The 17,977-nt window shown below is 60.1% G+C and carries 19 protein-coding genes; 7 read left to right on the plus strand and 12 right to left on the minus strand.

What is annotated here, in order from left to right; genetic code table 11:
- Window positions 1-104: 104 nt before the first annotated feature.
- On the plus strand, window positions 105-704 hold the full coding sequence (gene yfbR / locus ACJ8J4_RS08300; protein ID WP_025303666.1) for a 5'-deoxynucleotidase: 600 nt from the start codon (window positions 105-107) through the stop codon (window positions 702-704).
- Between the two features lie 27 nt (window positions 705-731).
- Here the strand turns inward: yfbR and ACJ8J4_RS08305 are convergent, their stop codons facing one another.
- The 4 genes from ACJ8J4_RS08305 to yfbV all read right to left on the minus strand — a co-directional run bounded on the left by ACJ8J4_RS08305 (window position 732) and on the right by yfbV (window position 4,429).
- Window positions 732-2,582: an SLC13 family permease gene (locus tag ACJ8J4_RS08305; RefSeq protein WP_072008257.1), complete on the minus strand. Its 1,851-nt coding sequence runs from the start codon at window positions 2,580-2,582 to the stop codon at window positions 732-734.
- Between the two features lie 79 nt (window positions 2,583-2,661).
- Window positions 2,662-3,318 (minus strand): sugar phosphatase, encoded by a 657-nt coding sequence (locus ACJ8J4_RS08310; protein WP_197824142.1) that lies wholly within the window; start codon window positions 3,316-3,318, stop codon window positions 2,662-2,664.
- Between the two features lie 17 nt (window positions 3,319-3,335).
- A complete protein-coding gene (locus ACJ8J4_RS08315; RefSeq protein WP_016926898.1) occupies window positions 3,336-3,830 on the minus strand; it encodes a YfbU family protein in 495 nt (164 codons plus the stop codon).
- A gap of 143 nt (window positions 3,831-3,973) precedes the next feature.
- Window positions 3,974-4,429, minus strand: coding sequence for a terminus macrodomain insulation protein YfbV (gene yfbV / locus ACJ8J4_RS08320; RefSeq protein ID WP_025303668.1), 456 nt, complete (start codon window positions 4,427-4,429; stop codon window positions 3,974-3,976).
- Window positions 4,430-4,787: 358 nt separating this feature from the next.
- Here yfbV and ackA point away from each other — a divergent pair, with 358 nt between their 5' ends.
- Together ackA and pta are read left to right on the plus strand one after the other, a co-directional pair.
- On the plus strand, window positions 4,788-5,990 hold the full coding sequence (ackA, locus tag ACJ8J4_RS08325) for an acetate kinase (protein WP_025303669.1): 1,203 nt from the start codon (window positions 4,788-4,790) through the stop codon (window positions 5,988-5,990).
- A gap of 74 nt (window positions 5,991-6,064) precedes the next feature.
- Entirely contained in the window at window positions 6,065-8,227 is a 2,163-nt protein-coding gene (gene pta, locus ACJ8J4_RS08330; RefSeq protein WP_043140081.1) for a phosphate acetyltransferase, read from the plus strand.
- A 63-nt stretch (window positions 8,228-8,290) separates the two neighbouring features.
- Here the strand turns inward: pta and ACJ8J4_RS08335 are convergent, their stop codons facing one another.
- From ACJ8J4_RS08335 to ACJ8J4_RS08355, 5 genes are all read right to left on the minus strand, one after another.
- Entirely contained in the window at window positions 8,291-9,250 is a 960-nt protein-coding gene (locus ACJ8J4_RS08335; RefSeq protein WP_264383666.1) for a transketolase family protein, read from the minus strand.
- Complete coding sequence (locus tag ACJ8J4_RS08340; protein WP_049207319.1) at window positions 9,243-10,094, minus strand: transketolase; 852 nt, start codon at window positions 10,092-10,094, stop codon at window positions 9,243-9,245. Before ACJ8J4_RS08340 ends, ACJ8J4_RS08335 begins: the two co-directional genes overlap by 8 nt.
- Before the next feature lie 12 nt (window positions 10,095-10,106).
- Window positions 10,107-11,486, minus strand: a complete 1,380-nt coding sequence (locus ACJ8J4_RS08345) for a PTS ascorbate transporter subunit IIC (protein WP_043140091.1) — start codon at window positions 11,484-11,486, stop codon at window positions 10,107-10,109.
- A gap of 23 nt (window positions 11,487-11,509) precedes the next feature.
- Complete coding sequence (locus ACJ8J4_RS08350) at window positions 11,510-11,791, minus strand: PTS sugar transporter subunit IIB (protein WP_025303676.1); 282 nt, start codon at window positions 11,789-11,791, stop codon at window positions 11,510-11,512.
- A 92-nt stretch (window positions 11,792-11,883) separates the two neighbouring features.
- A complete protein-coding gene (locus tag ACJ8J4_RS08355) occupies window positions 11,884-12,327 on the minus strand; it encodes a PTS sugar transporter subunit IIA (protein ID WP_049207320.1) in 444 nt (147 codons plus the stop codon).
- 310 nt (window positions 12,328-12,637) lie between these two features.
- Between ACJ8J4_RS08355 and ACJ8J4_RS08360 the strand changes: the two genes are divergently transcribed.
- Window positions 12,638-13,657 carry a LacI family DNA-binding transcriptional regulator gene (locus tag ACJ8J4_RS08360; protein ID WP_151428807.1) on the plus strand — a complete coding sequence of 340 codons (1,020 nt, stop codon included), beginning with the start codon at window positions 12,638-12,640 and terminating at the stop codon, window positions 13,655-13,657.
- Between the two features lie 54 nt (window positions 13,658-13,711).
- Here ACJ8J4_RS08360 and yfcD read toward each other — a convergent pair whose 3' ends face one another.
- Both yfcD and yfcE read right to left on the minus strand, forming a co-directional pair.
- Entirely contained in the window at window positions 13,712-14,257 is a 546-nt protein-coding gene (gene yfcD / locus ACJ8J4_RS08365) for an NUDIX hydrolase YfcD (RefSeq protein WP_025303679.1), read from the minus strand.
- Between the two features lie 99 nt (window positions 14,258-14,356).
- The gene (gene yfcE, locus ACJ8J4_RS08370; RefSeq protein ID WP_025303680.1) at window positions 14,357-14,908 is read right to left on the minus strand and encodes a phosphodiesterase; all 552 of its coding nucleotides are present in this window, start codon (window positions 14,906-14,908) and stop codon (window positions 14,357-14,359) included.
- A gap of 233 nt (window positions 14,909-15,141) precedes the next feature.
- Between yfcE and yfcG the strand changes: the two genes are divergently transcribed.
- The 3 genes from yfcG (at window position 15,142) to ACJ8J4_RS08385 (ending at window position 17,185) form a co-directional block, all read left to right on the plus strand.
- Window positions 15,142-15,771, plus strand: a complete 630-nt coding sequence (gene yfcG / locus ACJ8J4_RS08375) for a GSH-dependent disulfide bond oxidoreductase (RefSeq protein WP_043140104.1) — start codon at window positions 15,142-15,144, stop codon at window positions 15,769-15,771.
- Window positions 15,772-15,882: 111 nt separating this feature from the next.
- Entirely contained in the window at window positions 15,883-16,254 is a 372-nt protein-coding gene (folX, locus tag ACJ8J4_RS08380) for a dihydroneopterin triphosphate 2'-epimerase (protein ID WP_025303682.1), read from the plus strand.
- Window positions 16,255-16,270: 16 nt separating this feature from the next.
- Complete coding sequence (locus ACJ8J4_RS08385) at window positions 16,271-17,185, plus strand: TIGR01777 family oxidoreductase (RefSeq protein WP_025303683.1); 915 nt, start codon at window positions 16,271-16,273, stop codon at window positions 17,183-17,185.
- Between the two features lie 7 nt (window positions 17,186-17,192).
- Here the strand turns inward: ACJ8J4_RS08385 and hisP are convergent, their stop codons facing one another.
- Window positions 17,193-17,966, minus strand: a complete 774-nt coding sequence (gene hisP / locus ACJ8J4_RS08390) for a histidine ABC transporter ATP-binding protein HisP (RefSeq protein ID WP_004936098.1) — start codon at window positions 17,964-17,966, stop codon at window positions 17,193-17,195.
- Window positions 17,967-17,977 lie beyond the last annotated feature (11 nt).

Raw genomic sequence — 17,977 nt, forward strand, 5'->3', positions numbered from 1 at the left:
CCTGGGGCGCAGCGCCTTGCTGCGCTCTTCTCTTATTGCCCGGTTGCAAAATTCGCCGTCACTGCTTCACAATGGGGCCCTCACTTGCCGTTAAAGAGAGCACCATGAGCCAGAGCCATTTCTTCGCCCATCTGTCCCGCCTGAAACTGATCAACCGCTGGCCACTGATGCGCAACGTGCGTACCGAGAACGTCTCCGAACACAGTCTGCAGGTGGCTTTCGTCGCCCACGCGTTGGCGGTGATCAAGAACCGCAAATTCAACGGCAACCTCAATGCCGACCGCGTTGCGCTGTTAGCGATGTATCACGACGCCAGCGAAGTGATCACCGGCGACATGCCGACGCCGATCAAGTACTACAATCCGCAGATCGCCCATGAATACAAGAAGATCGAAAAGATCGCCCAGCAAAAGCTGCTGGACATGATCCCCGCTGAGCTGCGCAACGATTTCCGCACCATTCTCGATGAGCACTACTACAGCGAAGATGAAAAGCAGGTAGTGAAGCAGGCAGACGCGCTGTGCGCCTACCTGAAATGTCTGGAGGAACTCTCTGCCGGCAACAATGAATTCACCCTGGCCAAGGCGCGGCTGGATAAAACCCTGGAACAGCGCCGCAGCCCGGAAATGGACTACTTTATGGACGTGTTCATTCCCAGTTTCAGCCTGTCATTGGACGAAATCAGCCTCGACAGCTCTCTGTAACCCCACCGGCGCAGCCTCGCTGCGCCGTTAAAAGCCGTAGAGCCACGGCACCACAATCACGCTGACCGCCATCACCAACAGGGTGAACGGCACGCCGAGACGCACGAAATCGCCGAATTTGTAATTGCCCGGCCCCAGCACCAGCGTGTTGACCGGTGAAGAGACCGGCGTCATAAAGGCGGCGGACGCGGCGATGGCGATAATCATCGCGAACGGGTATGGCGAGACGCCCATTTCGCGCGCGGCGGCAATGGCGATCGGCGCCATCAGCACCGCCGTCGCGGTATTGGAAATAAACAGGCCAATGGTGGCGCACAAGACGAACAGGCACAGCAGCATCACGCGCGGCCCCGCGCCGCCGGCGACGTCCATCAGCCCGCGGACGATCAGATCCACCCCACCGGTCTTTTGCAGCGCCTGCGCGAACGGCATCATGCCGACGATCAAAATGATGCTCGGCCAATGGATCGATTTATAGGCGCTCTCCATGTCGATACAGCGGAACTTGCCCATCAGCAGGCAGGCGATCAACGCCGCGATCGGGTTGGGGATTTCGTCAGTCAGCATCATCGCCACCATCAACGCCAGGCAAAACAGCGCGTGCGGCGCCTGGGTGATGGCCGGCGCCACTTCGTCCACTTCGGCCGGCAGGTTGAGCACGATAAAGTCGTGGGTTTTGGCCTGCAGCTGACGAATCGCCTTCCAGTCGCCGATCACCAGCAAAATGTCGCCCAGCTCCAGCGGCTCGTCCACCAGCTTGCCGCTCAGAGTCTCGCCGTGGCGGCGGATGCCCACCACATTCAGATCGTAGCGGCTGCGGAACGCTGCTTCACGCAGGCTTTTGCCCAGCAGCGCCGAGTCCGGGATCAGCGACACTTCGGCCATGCCGACGTTGCGCGACTGTTCAGAGAAGTAATCGCCGCGCAGCACCATCGGCTCCAGCCGCTGCTCGCCGCAGAATTCGCGCAGATCGACCTGGCTGTCCGACATGTCGATCAAGAGGACGTCGCCCTCGCGCAGCTCGGTGCTGCCGGAGGCGCTGACCATCACCCGCCGGAAGCGTTTCCAGCGCTCGATGCCCACCACGTTGGCACCATAGCGCGCACGCAGGTGCAGTTCATCCAGCGAACGTCCGATCAGCGGCGAAGCGCTGCGGACAGCCAGCCGCCGCGCGCGGCCGGTCAGCTTGTAATCACGGATCAGGTCGCGGAAGGTGCGACGCTGCCAGTCGTCGCCGGCTTTGCCGGTGTCACCGCTGCCCAGCCAACGCCGGGCGATCAGCATGTAGCCGACGCCCAGCGCTAGCACCACCAGGCCAATGGGCGTCACGCTGAAGAAACCGAAACCATGGATGCCTTCCCGCACCAGTTCGCTGTTGACCACCATGTTGGGCGGCGTGGCCACCAGCGTCATCATGCCGCTGATAAGCCCGGCGAAGCTGAGCGGCATCATCAGCCGCCCCGGCGCGATCTTCATTCTGGCCGTCACGCTGAGCACCACCGGGATAAAAATCGCCACCACGCCGGTCGAGCTCATGAACGCGCCCAGCCCGGCGACCGTCACCATCAGCAGCATCAACATTTTGGTTTCGCTGCTGCCGGCCACTTTCACCAGCCAGTCGCCCACCTGATAGGCCACGCCGGTACGCACCAACCCTTCGCCGATCACGAACAGCGCGGCGATCAAAATCACGTTGGGATCGCTGAAACCGACCGTCGCTTCCTGCAGGCTGAGCGTGCCGCTCAGCACGAAGGCGATAATCACCAACAGCGCCACCACGTCCATCCGCAGCTTGTTGGTGGTAAACAGCACGATGGCAATCAGCAGTAAACTCAGCACCCACAGTAATTCGCTGTTCAAAACGGCCTCATCCGGCAAATGTCCAAAGGTCTAAAAAATAGCATAAAAAAACCCCGCCGAAGCGGGGTCTAATCAATTAGGGTGAAGATAATGCCACTCAGGCCAGCCGGCGAACGATCGCGCCCTGCGCCGTTTTATCGACGGCGATCTGCGCCAGCGAATCCAGCCGCAGGTCGACCTGCTCCAGCTTCGGCGCATCGGTCGGGGCGTTGACCGCAATCACCTGACAGCCCGCAGCCAGACCCGAAAGAATGCCGGCCGGCGCGTCTTCAACCACCACGCACTCGTGCGGCGCCAGCCCCAGGCGCTCGGCGCCCAGCAGGTAGGCATCGGGCTGTGGCTTACCGTGTTTAACCTGCTCGGCGGTGATGAACACCGCCGGCTGCGGCAAACCGCCGGCCTGGCGGCGAGCGCCGGCCACCGGCACCGAACCGGAGGTGACGATCGCCCAAGGGATGCCGAGCGCGTTCAGGCGCTCCAGCAGCGCGATGGCGCCCGGCAGCGCGCGAACGCCGTCGGTATCCTGCGCTTCCACCTGCTCCAGCAGTTGGAACTCGCGCTGAATTTCCGCTTCGCTTTCGCCCGGCATAAAGTGGCGCAGAGAAGTAATGGCCTGTTTACCGTGAATGAAGTCCAGCACCGCTTGCGGATCGACGCCGCGGCGCTCGGCCCAGTGCGTCCAGGCACGCTCTACCGCCGGCAGAGAATCCACCAGGGTGCCATCAAGATCGAACAGAAAACCCTTACACTCCACAGAAAACCTCTTCTTAATCAAGCATTGATGATTTGCGCTATCTCAACGGCGCTCAAGTGATACTGGCGCGGACAGGCCAGCCAGATCGCCAGCATACGCTGGTACTTTTCCCACATTTTGGTCTGGGCGTTAAAACCGTGGCTACCGGAATCGAAGTGAGTATAACGCCCCTCGGTGCTGACCAGGAAACGCACGTAGCTCAGGTAGCGCGCCTCGGTAGCGGCGTCGAAGCCGAGAAACGCCAGGCGGCGCTCGTCCAGATCCTGCTTCTCTTTCAGGTTGCCCCAGGAAACCTGCAGCGCATGGTGCATCTCCATCACGTTGATGATGGTGCGGCACACCTCTTCGCTCAGTTCGCCGAAGTCGCGATCCAGTTCGCGCATTTGCAAACCGAAGCCGCGTTCGACGATGGTTTGCAACCGGCGATAACGGTCGCCGTTGTCCGGATCGAGCAGGGTCATCATCTTGTACTGGTTCGACAGGATCAGCCGCTGGGCGTTGGTCATTTCCATCAGGATTTCCTCATTTCTGTGTGATGGCGGGAGCATCGCACAGCGCAAGAACGCAGGAAATCACAACTCGACCGTTCTTTGATTTAAACCGGGGTTATTGCCGCTTTGACGAGAAAGGCCGCATCAGCGCGGCCTTTTTTCATTTACAGATCGTCGAGGAAGGTTTTGTCCAGCTGCTTGAAGGCGCGCTTGAGCAAATCAGCCAACGACTGATAGGTCGGCGTGCCTTCGAGCGGCGCCACCGCCTGCCCGGCTTCCGTCAGCTTGTTGCGCACCTCATGGAACCATTGCAGCAGCGTCGGCGGCAGCGGCGTGACCGAACGACGCCCCAGCCACCACAAGCCCTGCATCGGCAGGCTGCAGGCGAACAGCGCGGTGGCGATCGCCGGGCCCAGCTGGCCGCCCAGCGCGATCTGCCAGGTCAGCGTGAAAATCGCCAACGGCGGCATGAAACGGATAGCGAAACGGGTGGCACGCGCAACGCGATTCTCCGGAAAGACCGGTGCCAGACGTTTGTCTGACGGCCAGGTTTTCATATAATGCTGCCCGCGCTGGAAGACCTGAAACCAGCTTACGGAACCGGACGGTTTGCTCGTCATTGCGTACCTCAACGTCACGTAAAGAAACTAAAAGCGTGCTGCCAGAGACCATACTAAAAAATTTGAAGCTTTAAATTTATTTTGTGTTTGCACCGGGCTATCGGTATCCTAAGCCGGCCTTGTGGCCGGTAGAAGATGACGTAAATTTTGTCAACTTTTAGCCCTATAAAAATCAAGATTATTTAAACCGCAGAGAAATCATCGGTTTTTCCATCATCCTGTGATTTGTGCACTTCACATGATGTTAATCATAAATGTCATCGGCACTATGCGCTACGCTTGTTGTCTGATTGACGATTAATTCACCACGTGTGTTCGATTTTCTTTTAACAACACGACTATTTAAGTAGGTACTTCCATGTCGAGTAAGCTAGTACTGGTTCTTAACTGCGGCAGTTCTTCTCTGAAATTCGCCATCATCGATGCCGTTAACGGCGACGAATTCCTCTCCGGTTTGGCCGAGTGTTTCCACCTGCCTGAAGCTCGCATCAAGTGGAAAATGGACGGCGCCAAACACGAAGCTGCCCTGGGGGCCGGCGCTGCACACAGCGAAGCGCTGAACTTCATTGTTAATACTATTCTGGCACAAAAACCAGAGCTTTCCGCGCAGCTGACCGCTATCGGCCACCGCATCGTGCACGGCGGCGAGAAGTTCACCGCTTCTGCCGTGATCAACGACGAAGTTCTGCAGGGTATCAAAGATTCCGTGCCGTTTGCACCACTGCACAACCCAGCTCACCTGATCGGCATCGCGGAAGCGCTGAAATCCTTCCCTAACCTGGCCGACAAGAACGTTGCCGTGTTCGACACCGCGTTCCACCAGACTATGCCGGAAGAATCTTACCTGTACGCCCTGCCGTACAGCCTGTACCGCGACCACGGCGTTCGCCGCTACGGCGCACACGGCACCAGCCACTTCTACGTGACTCAAGAAGCCGCGAAGATGCTGAACAAACCGGTAGAAGAAGTGAACGTGATCACTTGCCACCTGGGCAACGGCGGCTCCGTCACCGCAGTGCGCAACGGCCAGTGCGTTGACACCTCCATGGGTCTGACCCCGCTGGAAGGCCTGGTGATGGGCACCCGCAGCGGTGACATCGATCCGGCTATCATCTTCCACCTGCACGATTCTCTGGGCATGAGCGTTGACCAGATCAACAAGATGCTGACCAAAGAATCCGGCCTGCTGGGCCTGACCGAAGTCACCAGCGACTGCCGTTACGTTGAAGACAACTACGACAGCAAAGCCGACGCCAAACGCGCCATGGACGTGTTCTGCCACCGTCTGGCCAAATACGTCGGCGCCTACAGCGCGCTGATGGAAGGCCGTCTGGACGCGGTGATCTTCACCGGCGGCATCGGCGAGAACGCCGGCATGGTGCGTGAGCTGACCCTGAACAAACTGGGCCTGCTGGGCTTCGAAATCGACCACGACCGCAACATGGCCGCTCGCTTCGGCAAATCCGGCGCCATCACCAAAGACGGCAGCCGCCTGGCGCTGGTGATCCCGACCAACGAAGAGTTGGTCATCGCGCAGGACGCATCCCGCCTGACCGCGTAATGCTCTCAAAACACCGTCAGCCCAGGCTGACGGTGTTGTTTTAGCCTCATGTTAATCGTGAAGAGGACTATTCTGTGTCACGTACTATTATGTTGATCCCCACCGGCACCAGCGTCGGCCTGACCAGCGTCAGCCTGGGTGTCATCCGCTCCATGGAGCAAAAAGGCGTTCGTCTGAGCGTGTTCAAGCCTATCGCTCAACCGCGCACCGGCGACAACGCGCTCGACCAGACCACCACCATCATCCGCAGCAGCAACTCCACCATTACGGCGGCCGAACCGCTGCGCATGGACTACGTTGAGGGCCTGCTGAGCTCCAACCAGCAAGACGTGCTAATGGAAGAGATCGTGGCGCGTTACCACGAGAACACCAAAGACGCGGAAGTGGTGCTGATCGAAGGCCTGGTGCCGACTCGCAAACACCAGTTCGCCAACGCGCTGAACTACGAGATCGCCAAAACCCTGAACGCCGAGATCGTCTTCGTGCTGGCGCTGGGCAACGACTCCCCGGCGCAGCTGAAAGAGCGCATCGAACTGGCGCGCACCAGCTTCGGCGGCAGCAAGAACAAAAACATCACCGGCGTTATCATCAACAAGCTGAACGCACCGGTCGACGATCAGGGCCGTACCCGTCCTGACCTGTCCGAAATCTTCGACGACTCCACCAAAGCCAGCATCGCCCACGTCGATCCTGCGCAGCTGTTCGCCAACAGCCCGCTGCCGGTTCTGGGCTGCGTGCCGTGGAGCTTCGATCTGATCGCCACCCGCGCCATCGACATGGCTCGCCACCTGAAGGCCCGCGTGGTCAACGAAGGCGACATCATGACCCGCCGCGTGAAGTCCGTGACCTTCTGTGCGCGCAGCATCCCGCACATGCTGGAACACTTCCGCCCAGGCTCTCTGCTGGTGACCTCCGCAGACCGTCCTGACGTGCTGGTCTCCGCCTGCCTGGCGGCGATGAACGGCGTGGAAATCGGCGCCATCCTGCTGACCGGCGGCTACGCCATCGACGAGCCGATCAAGAAGCTGTGCGAACGCGCCTTCCAAACCGGCCTGCCGGTGTTCATGGTTGACACCAACACCTGGCAAACCTCGCTGAGCCTGCAGAGCTTCAACCTCGAAGTGCCGGCGGACGACCACCAGCGCATCGAGAAAGTGCAGAACTACGTGGCCAGCCACATCAACACCGAGTGGATCGACTCGCTGACCGCCACCTCTGAGCGTTCACGCCGCCTGTCTCCACCGGCGTTCCGTTACGAACTGACCGAGCTGGCGCGTAAAGCCGGCAAGCGCATCGTGCTGCCGGAAGGCGACGAGCCGCGTACCGTAAAAGCGGCGGCCATCTGCGCCGAACGCGGCATCGCGGAATGCGTGCTGCTCGGCAATCCGGACGAGATCCAGCGCGTAGCGGCAGCGCAGGGCGTTGAGCTGGGCAAAGGCATCGAAATCGTCGATCCGGTCGCCGTACGTGAAAACTACGTGCCGCGTCTGGTTGAGCTGCGCAAGAGCAAGGGCATGACCGAAGTGGTCGCGCGCGAGCAGCTGGAAGACAACGTGGTGCTCGGCACCCTGATGCTGGAACAAGGCGAAGTCGACGGTCTGGTCTCCGGCGCGGTTCACACCACCGCCAACACCATCCGTCCGCCGTTGCAGCTGATCAAAACCGCACCGGGCAGCTCGCTGGTGTCCTCCGTGTTCTTCATGCTGTTGCCTGACCAGGTACTGGTCTACGGCGACTGCGCGATCAACCCGGATCCGACCGCCGAGCAGCTGTCTGAAATCGCCATCCAGTCTGCGGATTCCGCCGCTGCCTTCGGCATCGAGCCGCGCGTAGCGATGATCTCCTACTCCACCGGTAACTCCGGTGCGGGCAGCGACGTCGAGAAAGTGCGCGAAGCGACCCGTCTGGCGCAGGAAAAACGCCCGGATCTGATCATCGACGGCCCGCTGCAGTACGACGCCGCCATCATGGCCGACGTTGCCAAGTCCAAGGCGCCGAACTCACCGGTAGCCGGCCAGGCGACCGTTTTCATCTTCCCGGATTTGAACACCGGCAACACCACCTACAAAGCGGTACAGCGTTCCGCTGACCTGGTTTCCATCGGCCCTATGCTGCAAGGCATGCGTAAGCCGGTGAACGACCTGTCGCGCGGCGCACTGGTTGACGATATCGTCTACACCGTTGCGCTGACGGCGATCCAGTCTTCCCAGGCTGACGCTGCCGCCGCCAAGGCCTGATATTCTTCAGGTTGAGCGATAAAAAAGCGCCGGTCATTGACCGGCGCTTTTCTTTTGCGTTCCCTAACGCGCCAGCAACTGCCCGGCAGCCTCCAGAATATGCTCGGCGGTCAGGCCGTACTCCTGCTGTAAAAACGCCTGGGTGCCCACCTGGCCGTAACGCTCCTTCACCCCCACGCGCCGCATCGGCGTCGGGCACTCTTCCGCCAGCACCTCCGCCACTGCGGATCCCAGCCCGTTATGAATGCTGTGATTTTCACAGGTGACGATGCGTCCGGTCTTGGCCGCGTAGGTTTTGATCAGTTCACGGTCGATAGGCTTGAGGGTGAACATATCGATCACTGCCGCGCTGACGCCCTGCTGCGCCAGCATCTGCGCCGCCTTCAGCGCCTCCGCCACCATGATGCCATTGGCAATCAGCGTAATGTCGTCGCCGTCGCGCAGCAGGTTGCCCTTGCCGATGGTAAAGCGCGAGCCTTCCTGGTAAATGCGCGTCGCCTGCTTGCGGATGGTGCGCACCCAGTAGAAGCCGCGTAGATCCATCAGCTGGCGCAGAATGTCGGCGAACATGGTAGCGTCGGTCACTTCCAGCACCACCGAGTGCGCCAGCCCTCGCACGATGCCCATGTCCTCGAACGACATGTGGGTGCCGCCGTTGTGGCAGGCGCTCACCCCGGCGTCGGAGGCGATCACCTTGACGTTGTTGCGCTGATAATCCAGCGACATGAACAGCTGATCGAAACAGCGGCGGCTGGCGAAGGCGGTAAAGGTATGCACGAACGGCACCCTGCCGGTGAGCGACAGCCCGGCGGCGACGCCGATCACGTTGGCCTCCATGATGCCGCAGTTAATCACGTGCTGCGGGTGATCCTTGTGCACGCCGTCCATCGCCATCGAGCTCATCAAATCGGCCTCCAGCGCGATGATCGGTGCGCCCGCTTCTATCTGCCGACGCACCGCACCGGCATAGACTTTGCGCATTTCGACGGCGTCGTTTTCCAACTGGATCACTACGTTAAACATGGGCGGCCTCCAGTTCGGCGATGGCTTTTTCGATTTCCAGCTGCACGTCCGGCGTCAGGCGCAGGTGGTGTGAGTTCGACAGGTTTTCCAGATAGGTCACGCCCTGCCCTTTGATGCTGTCGAGCACGATCGCCAGCGGCCGCTGTTCACCGCCGCGCGCCGGCGCCACCGCCGCCAGCAGCGCCGCGATGTCGTCGCCCTTGATGGTCTGCACCTCAAAGCCGAAAGCGCGGAACTTGGCGGCCAGATCGAACGGTTGGATCACCTCGTCCAGCGCACCGTCTAGCTGTTGCTTGTTGTAATCGATGAACAGCGTCAGGTTGTTCAGGTTGTGGTGGGCGATAAACTGGAACGCCTCCCAGCACTGCCCTTCGTTCAGCTCACCGTCGCCGAGGATGCTGAACACCCGGTTACGACGCCCCGCCAGCCGATGGGATAACGCCATGCCGGCGGCGATCGACACGCCCTGCCCCAGTGAACCGGTGGTGGCGTCCACGCCGCGCGTGCGCAATCGGTCCGGGTGGCTAGGCAGACGCGTGCCGTTCTGGTTGAGGGTCTTCAGCTCCGCCAGCGGGAAGTAGCCCTTGATCGCCAGCGTGCTGTACAGCGCCGGGCCGGCGTGCCCTTTCGACAGCACGAAGTCATCGCGCTCCGGCCAGTCCGGATCCGCCGGATCGATACGCATCACGCTGCCGTACAGCACCGCCAGCGTCTCCACCACCGACATGCAGCCGCCGTAGTGGCCGAAGCCCAGCCCGGTCAACGCCTTCAATGTTTCCAGGCGGATCGCGCGCGCCAGGGTCTGCAGCTCTTCAATTTCCGTTTCGCTCGTTGTGTCGTTCATCAGTCTGCCTCGTTATTTCTCGACGCGGTCAGCGGCCGGCGCGCCTTTGCGTTTTCCCAGGAAGTTATGCGCCACCAGCAGCGCGAACACGGCGACGATCGCCAGCATGATCATCTCCTTCGACATAAAGCGCGCCATGTTGCCCAGCAGGATGCCGATCACGCCGAAGTCGGCGTCGGAGAAGGTGGTGTTGGCAAAGCCAAGCGCCCCCAGCACCGGCAACAGCAGCACCGGCAGGAAGGTGATCAGCAGCCCGTTGGCGAAGGCGCCCAGCATCGCGCCGCGCCGCCCGCCGGTGGCGTTGCCGAACACCCCGGCGGTAGCGCCGGTGAAGAAATGCGGCACCACGCCGGGCAGGATCAACACCATTTTCAGCTGCCCCAGCAGGAACAGCCCGGCCAACCCGCCAAGGAAGCTGAACAGGAAGCCGATCAGCACCGCGTTGGGGGCATAGGGATAGACCACCGGGCAATCCAGCGCCGGCCGCGCGTTAGGCACCAGTTTTTCCGAGAAGCCGGTGAACGCCGGCACGATTTCCGCCAGAATCAAGCGCACGCCCTGCAGGATGATGAACACCCCGGCGGCGAAGGTGATGGCCTGAATGATCGAATACACCAGGTAATTCTGGCCGCCGCTGAGCTCGCTCTCCACATAGGCCCGCCCGGCGCAGATCGCCAGGATCAGGTAGATGACGATCATGGTCATCGAGATCGAAATGGAGCTGTCGCGCAGGAAGCTGAGGTTTTTCGGCAGGTTCATTTCCTCGGTCGAGCGCGAATTTTTACCCACCTTCGAGCCGATCCAGCCGGACAGCACGTAGCCCAGGGTGCCAAAGTGGCCGAAGGCGATATCGTCGTTGCCGGTGATCCGACGCATATAACGCTGGGCGATCGCCGGGAAGAACGCCATCACCAGCCCCAGGGTCAGCGCACCGGTAAACACCAACTGCACGCCCTCGAAGCCCGCCACCGTCAGGATGATGCCGATCATGCAGGCCATGTAGAAGGTGTGGTGGCCGGTCAGGAAGATGTATTTCAGCCGGGTGAACCGTGCCACCACGATGTTCGCCACCATGCCGAACGCCATGATCAACGCGGTGGAGGCGCCGTATTTCTCCAGCGCGATGGAGACGATCGCTTCATTGTTCGGGATGATGCCCTGAATATTGAACGCATGTTCGAACATGCCGCCTAGCGGATTGAGCGATCCGACCAATACCGTGGCACCGCCGCCCAAAACGATAAAGCCGAGAATAGTTTTTACCGTGCCTTTCACCACGTCGGAAAACGATTTCTTTTGCGCCAGCAAACCGATCAGCGCAATAAGCCCGACCAGCACCGAAGGCACCTTTAATATATCCACCACAAACTTAAGCGTTTCCTGGATAAACATATCCACCTCGCCAATCGTTTTATTTAGATGATTGAGTGGGCTTCGAAGTAAGCGCGCAGCTTGGCTTCCAGCTCATTAATGTCGATGATGTTGCTGATCACCACCAGCTGCTCGGCCGGTACGCTGGCGCTGTCGGCGATGTCTTTCGCCATCACGAACACGTCGGCGGCACCGGGGGTAGCGGACGACAGATCGGAGTGTTCGACTTCGGCCTCCACGCCCATCTTTTTCAGCACTTTTTTAATGTTCATTTCCACCATAAAACTGCTGCCGAGACCGGAACCGCAAATCGCCATGATTTTCATAATATCCACCTGTTGAATTTAGCGTGTAGGGTAGCGCCGCCGGTCATATTCCCGGCGTTGTTAGCATTAATCGTGTTCCTGGTGATTAAACGTTAATAGCGGGCGATAATTTCCTCAATTTGCCGTTTATCTGTGGCGTGAAATAAAGCCTCCATCGCCGAGTTATCGGAAAATAATTCCGCCAACTGCGAAATCATTTCAATGTGGCTGTTGCCGTCGGGCGCCGAAAGCATCACCACCACCTGAACCGGATCGTTATCCGCGGAATGGAAATTCACGCCCTGATGGATCTTCAACAGCGACAGCCCCAGCGCGTTGGCGCCCTCCTCCGGCCTGGCGTGCGGCATGGCGATGCCCGGCGCCAGGACGAAGTAAGGGCCGAGCTTCTCCTGCTGATGAAAGATAGCCGTCAGGTAATTCGGCGTAATCACGCCGCCTTGCAGCAGCGGCTGCGCGCTCAGCGTGACCGCCTGGCGCCAGTCCTCCACCCGTTCGCACAGCTGTATATGATCGGCGGTCAGCCACTCTTTCAGCACATTACCCTCCCAAACGTTGATGGTTTCGGCCGGTGATTAATTCACCGACGACGGTAAAACTTTAATCAACCCCTCTCGACGACACAGTGATGGATATCACAAAGATAGCGCTACCAAAGCGCTATCATGCGGATCTGTGATAGCGCTATCAAAACACCGCGTGGCGGCATGGCGTTAACCACAATTTTTTCTCGCTCTTTCGGGTAACGGGGTAGAATGTGCCGCATACGGGGATCGTCGAAGCCGCGCCGTCGGCTTCCCACCCTCACCATTTTTATGCGCCGCTCGCGCATTTCAGTTGGGATTAGGCATGTCGATCGGTAAAAAACGACGCAGCACAGGCAGGGTGACGTTGGCTGACGTAGCGCAGCTGGCGGGCGTCGGCACCATGACGGTGTCGCGCGCGCTGCGCACGCCGGAGCAGGTTTCAGACAAACTGCGCGAGAAGATTGAAGCCGCGGTGAGCGAACTGGGCTACCTGCCCAATCTGGCAGCCAGTTCGCTGGCGTCGGCCTCGTCCTACACCATCGCCATGGTGGTGCCCAGCCTGTCCGAATCTGGCTGCGCCGAGATGTTCGCCGGCCTGCAGAAAGTGCTGCAGCCGGCCGGCTATCACATCATGCTGGCGGAGTCGCAGCACCACCTGGAGCGCGAAGAAAAGCTGCTGGAGACGCTGCTCTCTTACAACCTCGCGGCGGCGGTGCTGCTCAGCGTCGAGCATTCGCAAAACGCCCGCAACGCGTTGATCGCCGCCAACATTCCGGTGGTGGAGATCGGCGCCGTGCGCGCCGATCCGATCGATATGAGCATCGGCATCGACTATGTGGCGGCCATGTATCAGCTGACGCAAACGGTGATCGCCAGCGGCTATCAGAATATCGGGCTGCTGTGCGCCAATCAGGAACAGTGGATTTTCCAGCAGCACCTGCAGGGCTGGCACAAGGCGCTGCTGCGCAACCATATGTCGCCGCATCGGGTGATCAACGCCGCGCAGCCCGCCAGCTTCAGCACCGGTGCGCAGCAGCTGCCGGAATTCTTGCTGGCCTGGCCGGAACTGGACGCGCTGGTGTGCGCCTCGGACGAACTGGCCGGCGGCGCACTGTACGAATGCCAGCGGCGGCGCATCAAGGTGCCGGACAATCTGGCGGTGGTGGGGTTCGGCAACAGCGAGTTCGGCCGGGTGTGCCAGCCGCCGCTGACCACCATGACCATTCCGCATCGCGATATCGGCATTCAGGCCGGCCAGGCGCTGCTGGCACGGCTGAACGATCAGCCCTGGCAGCAGGCAGGCTCCCTGCCCGCCACGCTGTGCCGCCGCGACAGCTGCTGAATCCGAACCGTAAAAAAAGCCGGTCGATGACCGGCTTTCTCACGCGTTGGCGCCTCAGTGGTTGTCGAGCGGCTTACCGTAATCCTGTTCGTTGTTGCGCGTCAGCCACAGCGACAGCGCCTTCAGCGAATCCGGGGTAAACTCGTCGCAGCGAGCGGTGATCTCTTCCGGCGTCAGCCAGCACACCTCGGCCACTTCCTCTTCCTGCAGCGCGAACGGGCCGTGCGACACGCAGCTGAACAGCGCGCCCCACACCCGGCACTGATCTTCTTCGAAGTAGAACAGACCGTGCTCGGCGAAAGGCACGCCGGCGATGCCCAGCTCTTCTTCCGCCTCGCGGCGCGCCGAATCCAGCACGTTTTCACCGCTTTGCACTACGCCACCCGCCGTCGCGTCCAACCAGCCCGGGTAGAAGTCTTTAATCTCGGTGCGACGCTGCACCAGAATTTTTCCCATCCCATCATGCACCACAATATAGGTCGCACGATGACGCAGCCGCTCCGCCCGCATCTGTTGACGACTGGATTGCGCAATCACCTCGTTTTGCTCGTCGACGATATCAACCCATTCGGTATCTGCAGCCTGACCCTGTTCCGCCATCCTCTAAAACCTTCTATTTTGGCGCGATGCATCCCGCGCGCTGGTTAATCAATGAGTGTTTTTCAAAGATTTTTATTGTGTGTGTATAAATTAGTGCGTTTAGCGTGTTAACGCCACCTCCGCGACGACCTTGCCGTCGTCGAGCGTCAGCACGCGCAAAGTGCCCCGATCCAACATGCCGTAGCTAGCCGGGAAGCCCCCTTTCGGGATGCTGACCGAGCCCGGATTGAAGCAATAGATCTCACCCTGCCGCTCCGCCTGCGGCAGATGCGTATGGCCGTAGGCCAGGACGTCACCGCGGGATAACGGCGGCAGTGCCGAAGGATGATAAAGGTGACCGTGGGTCAAAAACAATCGTCTTTTTTGCAGTAGAACCTGTTGCCACGGCGCCTCGATAGGAAACGTCAGCAGCATCTGATCGACCTCGCTGTCACAATTGCCGCGAACGGCGATGATCTTGTCGCTATAGCGATTCAATCGTTCGGCAACCTGAGCGGGCTGATAGCCGGCCGGCAGCGCGTTGCGCGGGCCGTGATTCAGCAAATCACCCAGAAGAATCAGCCAGTCAGCGCCGTGTTGTGCGAATAATTCCAGCACGCGTTCGGTGGCCGGCAGCGATCCGTGGATATCCGAGGCGAACATCAGCTTCATAACCTTGTCCTATAGAGGGAAATAAGCGCCATTTTACCGCGCCGGCGCCGTACGGCAAACCGCCGCCCGCCCCGGTGGAGAATTGTGATCCAACTGCGCAGATAGCATCGGACGAATCCCACATAGCCTGCTATCCTTAGCTGCTATTGTTGGATCTCTGATATACCTTTGTGCGCGGCGAAGACCGCAGCAACGTGTAATGAATTACAGATCACCTTACCGCAGGAGGCAACATGATTGACCTGTATTACGCGCCTACTCCCAATGGTCACAAGATCACCTTGTTTTTGGAAGAGGTCGGCTTACCCTACCGTATCCATCGCGTAAACATCAGCGCCGGCGACCAGTTCAAACCGGACTTTCTGAGCATTTCTCCCAACAACAAAATCCCGGCGATCGTCGATCAGCAACCGGTGGACGGCGGCGCGCCAATCAGCCTGTTCGAATCCGGGGAAATCCTGCTGTATCTGGCGGAGAAGACCGGCAAGCTGCTGAGCACCGGCCTGCGCGAACGCGCCGCGACCCTACAGTGGTTGTTCTGGCAGGTAGCGGGGTTCGGGCCGATGCTCGGGCAGAATCACCACTTTAATCACTACGCGCCGCAGCCGGTGCCTTACGCCATCGAGCGTTACCATCTGGAGACCAAGCGGCTGTACGGCGTGTTGGAAGCTGAACTGCAAAAACACCCGTACCTGGGCGGCGACAACTACAGCATCGCCGATATCGCCACCTATCCGTGGGTCGTATCGCATCCGCGTCAACGCATCGATCTGGCAGATTACCCAGCGGTGCGCAACTGGTTCGAGCGCATCAGCAACCGCCCGGCGACCGAGCGCGCCTACAAACTGGCCGAACAAGGCTAAGCGCCTTCCCCGACTCCCCGTCGGCCGGGGAGTCACATCGTCCCCTCGTTATCTTTTCCTTACTTTCCGTGTATTCTGAACGCTAATAATCAGACCTATGGAGAATCTCTGATGTCTTTCAGTCAACCCGACGCCGTTATTCGCATTAAAAATCTGCGGCTGCGCACGTTCATCGGTATCAAGGAAGAGGAAATCAACAACCGACAGGACGTCCTGATCAACGTGGTGATCCACTACCCGGCGGACAAAGCGCGCAACAGCGAAGACATCGCCGATGCACTCAACTACCGCACCATCACCAAAGCGATCATCCGCCATGTGGAAGATAACCGTTTCGCGTTGCTGGAAAAATTAACGCAGGATGTGCTCGACATCGTAAAAGAACACGCCTGGGTAACCTATGCTGAAGTGGAGATAGATAAACTTCTGGCCCTGCGCTACGCCGATTCGGTTTCCATGACCATGAGCTACCGCCGGGACTAACTCAGGGAGGTCGACCATGCGGATCCTGATCACCGGCGCAACGGGATTGATAGGCAGCAGTCTGACGGCCAGGCTGCTGGCGCTTTCTCACCACATTACGGTGTTGACCCGAGACGAGCGGCGAGCCCGAGCCCGGCTGGGCGATCGGCCGAGCTATTGGCAAACGCTGGACGACCGGCAGTCGCTGGATGAATTCGACGCGGTGATCAACCTGGCCGGCGAACCTATCGCCGACAAGCGCTGGAGCGCACAGCAGAAAGAGCGCCTGTGCCGCAGCCGTTGGGATCTGACCGAACGATTGGCGCAGCTTATCAAGGCCGGCAGCACGCCGCCCGGTGTGTTGATTTCCGGTTCCGCCGTCGGCTACTACGGCGATCAGGGGCAGGCGGTGGTGACCGAAGAGGAGCCACCGCACGACGAATTCACCCACCAACTGTGTCAACGCTGGGAAACGCTGGCGCTGCAGGCGCAAAGCGATGCCACCCGCGTCTGCCTGCTGCGCACCGGCGTGGTGCTGGCGCCACAGGGCGGCGCGCTGGCCAAAATGCTGCCGCCGTTCCGCTTCGGGCTGGGCGGCCCGATCGGCGACGGTCGCCAATATCTGCCGTGGATCCATCTCGACGACATGGTCAACGGCATTATTTATCTACTGGATCACGCCACGCTGAGCGGCCCGTTTAACATGGTCGCGCCCTACCCGGTGCACAACGAGCAGTTCGCTGCCCAATTGGCCAACGTGCTCGATCGCCCGGCGTTTCTGCGGGTGCCGGCGTTCGCCATGCGGCTGTTGATGGGGGAAGCGGCGGTGCTGGTGCTCGGCGGGCAGCGGGCGGTGCCGAAGCGCCTGGAAGAGGCCGGCTTCCACTTCCGCTATCTGGAATTGGAACAGGCATTGGATGACGTGATTAATCAGCGGGCCGAAGCCCGCTGATCTGAGGTTACTTCAACGCGCCGGACAGGAACTGCTGCAGGCGCGGGCTTTTGGGGTTGCCGAACAGCTCGGCCGGCGGCCCCTGCTCTTCGATCAACCCTTTGTGCAGGAAGATCACGTGGTTGGAAACGTGGCGCGCAAATTCCATTTCGTGCGTCACCACCACCATGGTTTTTCCCTCCTCCGCCAGCTTCTGCATGATGCGCAGCACCTCGCCCACCAGCTCGGGATCCAGCGCCGACGTCGGTTCGTCAAACAGCAGCACCTCCGGCTCCATCGCCAATGCGCGAGCAATGGAGACGCGCTGCTGCTGGCCACCCGACAGGTGCACCGGGTACTTGCCGCGCGCCCGCTCGTCGATGCCCACTTTATCCAGGTAACGCACCGCGCGCTCATGCGCGTCGGCCTTGCTCAGCCCCAGCACCTGCACCGGCGCCTCCATCACGTTCTCCAGCACCGTCATATGGCTCCACAGGTTAAAGTGCTGGAACACCATGGTCAGGCGGGTGCGCAGCAGCTGCAGCTGCTTCTTGTCGAACACTTTCAGCTGGCCGTCCTTGTCGCGCACCATGCGAATATCTTCGTTGTTCAGGCTGATCGAGCCTTCGCTCGGCTTCTCGAGGAAGTTGATGCAGCGCAGAAAGGTGCTTTTGCCGGAGCCAGAGGAGCCGATGATGCTGATCACATCCCCGGCGTTGGCCGCCAGCGAGACGCCTTTCAGCACTTCGTGGTCGCCATAGCGTTTGTGCAATTCCGTGACGGCTAATTTATTCTCAGACATGGTTTTTCTTC

Origin of the sequence: Serratia sp. CY47280 (assembly GCF_052168655.1) — a bacterium.
Lineage (GTDB): Bacteria > Pseudomonadota > Gammaproteobacteria > Enterobacterales > Enterobacteriaceae > Serratia > Serratia bockelmannii.

Coding starts and splice junctions, on each gene's coding strand:
- yfbR (WP_025303666.1), top strand. CDS start 105: ATGAGCCAGAGCCATTTCTTCGCCCATCTGTCCCGCCTGAAACTGATC.
- ACJ8J4_RS08315 (WP_016926898.1), bottom strand. CDS start 3,830: ATGGAAATGACCAACGCCCAGCGGCTGATCCTGTCGAACCAGTACAAG.
- yfbV (WP_025303668.1), bottom strand. CDS start 4,429: ATGACGAGCAAACCGTCCGGTTCCGTAAGCTGGTTTCAGGTCTTCCAG.
- ackA (WP_025303669.1), top strand. CDS start 4,788: ATGTCGAGTAAGCTAGTACTGGTTCTTAACTGCGGCAGTTCTTCTCTG.
- ACJ8J4_RS08335 (WP_264383666.1), bottom strand. CDS start 9,250: ATGTTTAACGTAGTGATCCAGTTGGAAAACGACGCCGTCGAAATGCGC.
- ACJ8J4_RS08340 (WP_049207319.1), bottom strand. CDS start 10,094: ATGAACGACACAACGAGCGAAACGGAAATTGAAGAGCTGCAGACCCTG.
- ACJ8J4_RS08345 (WP_043140091.1), bottom strand. CDS start 11,486: ATGTTTATCCAGGAAACGCTTAAGTTTGTGGTGGATATATTAAAGGTG.
- ACJ8J4_RS08350 (WP_025303676.1), bottom strand. CDS start 11,791: ATGAAAATCATGGCGATTTGCGGTTCCGGTCTCGGCAGCAGTTTTATG.
- ACJ8J4_RS08360 (WP_151428807.1), top strand. CDS start 12,638: ATGTCGATCGGTAAAAAACGACGCAGCACAGGCAGGGTGACGTTGGCT.
- yfcD (WP_025303679.1), bottom strand. CDS start 14,257: ATGGCGGAACAGGGTCAGGCTGCAGATACCGAATGGGTTGATATCGTC.
- yfcE (WP_025303680.1), bottom strand. CDS start 14,908: ATGAAGCTGATGTTCGCCTCGGATATCCACGGATCGCTGCCGGCCACC.
- yfcG (WP_043140104.1), top strand. CDS start 15,142: ATGATTGACCTGTATTACGCGCCTACTCCCAATGGTCACAAGATCACC.
- folX (WP_025303682.1), top strand. CDS start 15,883: ATGTCTTTCAGTCAACCCGACGCCGTTATTCGCATTAAAAATCTGCGG.
- ACJ8J4_RS08385 (WP_025303683.1), top strand. CDS start 16,271: ATGCGGATCCTGATCACCGGCGCAACGGGATTGATAGGCAGCAGTCTG.
- hisP (WP_004936098.1), bottom strand. CDS start 17,966: ATGTCTGAGAATAAATTAGCCGTCACGGAATTGCACAAACGCTATGGC.